Below are 2,982 nucleotides of genomic sequence, written 5' to 3' on the forward strand. Positions count from 1 at the left end.
CACCGCCGGTCGGGTGGCGGAGCGGCGGGATGCCGGCACCCCGCCCCGCGTACCGTTCGGTCATCGGGTGCGCCACGCGCTGTTCGACGCCCTGTTCTACCGTCGCCTGCGCGCCGTCATGGGCGGTCGCGTCGACTACATGCTGTCGGGCGGGGCGACCCTCGACGGCGAGCTGTCGCTGTTCTTCCGCGGCCTGGGCGTGCCCGTGATCGAGGGATACGGGCTGACCGAGACGACCGCGCCGCTGACCGGCAACCTGCCCGGACGCATCGTGTCGGGCACGGTGGGCCTGCCGCTCCCCGGCTCGACCGTGCGCATCAGCGACCAGGGCGAGGTGCTGGCCAAGGGCGTCGGCGTCTTCGCCGGCTACCGCGATGACCGCCACGACGACGACGCGTTCGTCGACGGGTTCTTCCGCACCGGAGACCTGGGCCGCCTCGACGAGGGCGGCCGACTCGTGCTCGAGGGGCGCCTGAAGGACGTGGTCACGACCTCGAACGGCAAGACCGTCGTGCCCGCCCGCTGGGAGGGCGCCGTCGAGGCCGACCCGCTCGTGCAGCACGCCGTCGTGGTCGGCGACGACCGTCCGTACCTGTCGGCCCTTCTGATCCTGGATGCCGAGCAGGCCGCCGGGTGGGCGGCATCCACCGGAGTCGAGCTCGACGTGCGGACGCCCGCGAGCCTGCGCCCGGTGGACGAGCCGCGGCTCGTCGCGCGCCTGCAGCGCGTCGTCGACGAGGCGAACACCCTGGTCGCGCGCAGCGAGCAGGTGCGCCGGTTCACGCTCGTGCTCGCCGACCTGGACGACCGCGACCTCGTCACCCCGACCATGAAGATCAAGCGCCGCGAGGTGCTCACCCGCGCCGCCGACACCATCGAGACCCTGTACCGAGGAGCCGCATCATGACCGCACCCGTTCCCCCCGCCACTGGCTCCGCCGCGAAGCAGAACCGCGCGGCGGTCGTCGTGGTGATCGTGGCCGTGCTGATCGGCGCGGGGCTCGCCGCGGCAGGCGGATTCCGCGGGGCGCAGGTGGGCGGCATCCCCCTGTTCGTCCTGGCGGTGGCGGCGGCGTTCGTGATCCAGTTCGCGGCGTACATCCCCGCGGTGCTTCTGCGGACCGAGCGGTTCTTCGACCTGACCGGCAGCCTGACCTTCATCGCGGTGTCGCTCGCGGTGGTGCTGCTGGTACCGGCGCAGGATGCGCGCGGTTGGATCCTGGCGGCGATGGTGATCGTGTGGGCGGCGCGGCTGGGCTCGTTCCTCTTCGCGCGCGTACACCGCTCGGGATCGGACGGACGATTCGACGAGATCAAGACCAAGCCGCTGCGGTTCCTGCAGGTGTGGGCGATCCAGGGCGTCTGGGTGTCGCTGACCGCATCGGCCGCGTGGATCGCGATGAGCGCGGATGCCGACGCCCGCACGCCCCTGGACGCCTTCGCCGTCGTGGGCATCGTGATCTGGCTGCTGGGCATGGTCATCGAGGTGGTCGCCGACCTGCAGAAGCAGGCGTTCCGCGCCGACCCCGCGAACAAGGGTGAGTTCATCCGCACAGGCCTGTGGTCGCGGTCGCGCCACCCCAACTACTTCGGCGAGATCCTCATCTGGGTGGGCGTGTTCGTCGTCGCCGTGCCGGTGCTGCAGGGGTGGCAGTGGGTGGCCGTGCTGTCGCCGGTGTTCGTGATCCTGCTGCTCACGCGGGTCAGCGGCATCCCGCTGCTCGAAAAGCGCGCCGACGAGAAGTGGGGCGACCGCGCGGATTACGTCGCGTACCGCGAGCGGACGCCGGTGCTGGTTCCGGCGCTCACGCGGCGGGGGTGAGGCCTTCCGGCGATGTGAGCGCCCGGGTAACCTGGCCGCTCTGCCTTCAGGGAGGGGGATGCCATGACTCCGCGCACGCCGTCGCCGGTGCCGCCCGAGAAGCTCGCCCGCCGGGCCCGCATCTTCACGATCTTCACGGCACCGGTCTTCGCCGCGATGGCCTTCGCGCTGGTGATCTTCGGGCTCGGCAATCCGACCCTGCTCTACGCGGGCCTCACGCTGGCGGCGCTGACGGTCCTGCTCGTGATCGCCGCGTTCGTCCGGTCGCGCGCCGTGCGATGGACGGCGTTCGTCGTCGCGCTCGTTGGCGCCGCCGTGACGGTCGTCTCGGGCTTCATGACGATCCCGAATGACAGCGGCGTCGCGATGACGCTGCTGATGGGCATCCTGCCGATCCTCGCCCTCGCCTTGTTCGTGCTCCACAACGTGGCACGGGCGGCGCACCCGGCGAGAGCCTGAGCGCTCAGTCCTCGCCGGCCAGCGCCCGCTGCGCCACCACGCGACGCGCCGGGATATGGGCAACCGCGCCGATTACATCGCGCAACGCGAGCGGACGCCGGTGCCAGTGCCGGCGCTGACGTGGTGGGCGAATACCGCCGGCCACCGTCACAAGATCGGGTGGCCGAGAAACCGCGAAGCGAAGTCGACGATGACAACTAGTGTCGTGAGACCTACAAACGCGATAGGCACCCATAGTGACGCAGGGGAACGGTCACTCTGTTTGCCGCGCGAATGGATCGGTCGCCCCTTCGTGGCGAGACGAGAGCCCAGGATGACGATCGTCAAGCCCGATGCGATGACTGCGAGCTCCACGAGCCGCATGAGTCCTTCAAGCGCGCCCTCGCTATTGAAGACACCCGTGAGTACGCCCACTACCCACACCGTGAAGACGGTTATCAACCCGGCAATGGTCCGAGTAGTGATGTCTTTCCAAAAGCTTTCTTCGCGAACCCACTTCTCGAGTCCGCGCCGCTCGAGCGGGCGCGAGTCGTCTGCCGCATCGTCGTGCATCCGGACAGGCTACAGCGGGGTCACCATGACGTTCCTGCCGATCCTCGCCCTCGCGTACCTCGTGCTGCACAACGTGGCACGGGCGGCGCACCCGGCGAGAGCCTGAGCGCTCATTCCTCGCCGGCCAGCGCCCGCTGCGCCACCACGCGA

4 protein-coding genes are annotated in these 2,982 nt (G+C 70.1%); 3 read left to right on the forward strand and 1 reads right to left on the reverse strand.

Annotated elements, in window-relative coordinates; translation table 11 throughout:
• The 3 genes from DBR36_RS01275 to DBR36_RS01285 all read left to right on the forward strand — a co-directional run.
• The coding region (locus tag DBR36_RS01275) for an AMP-binding protein (RefSeq protein WP_146185163.1) at positions 1-907 on the forward strand (907 nt) is incomplete at its 5' end.
• Positions 904-1,821, forward strand: coding sequence for a DUF1295 domain-containing protein (locus tag DBR36_RS01280; RefSeq protein WP_108317223.1), 918 nt, complete (start codon positions 904-906; stop codon positions 1,819-1,821). The genes DBR36_RS01275 and DBR36_RS01280, both read left to right, overlap by 4 nt.
• Before the next feature lie 63 nt (positions 1,822-1,884).
• Positions 1,885-2,280, forward strand: a complete 396-nt coding sequence (locus tag DBR36_RS01285) for a hypothetical protein (protein WP_108317224.1) — start codon at positions 1,885-1,887, stop codon at positions 2,278-2,280.
• 147 nt (positions 2,281-2,427) lie between these two features.
• Here the strand turns inward: DBR36_RS01285 and DBR36_RS01290 are convergent, their stop codons facing one another.
• Positions 2,428-2,832: a hypothetical protein gene (locus DBR36_RS01290; protein ID WP_108317225.1), complete on the reverse strand. Its 405-nt coding sequence runs from the start codon at positions 2,830-2,832 to the stop codon at positions 2,428-2,430.
• Positions 2,833-2,982: the final 150 nt, after the last annotated feature.

The organism is Microbacterium sp. HMWF026 (assembly GCF_003061325.1).
Taxonomy (GTDB): Bacteria; Actinomycetota; Actinomycetes; order Actinomycetales; family Microbacteriaceae; genus Microbacterium; species Microbacterium testaceum_E.

Coding starts and splice junctions, on each gene's coding strand:
- DBR36_RS01280 (WP_108317223.1), top strand. CDS start 904: ATGACCGCACCCGTTCCCCCCGCCACTGGCTCCGCCGCGAAGCAGAAC.
- DBR36_RS01285 (WP_108317224.1), top strand. CDS start 1,885: ATGACTCCGCGCACGCCGTCGCCGGTGCCGCCCGAGAAGCTCGCCCGC.
- DBR36_RS01290 (WP_108317225.1), bottom strand. CDS start 2,832: ATGCACGACGATGCGGCAGACGACTCGCGCCCGCTCGAGCGGCGCGGA.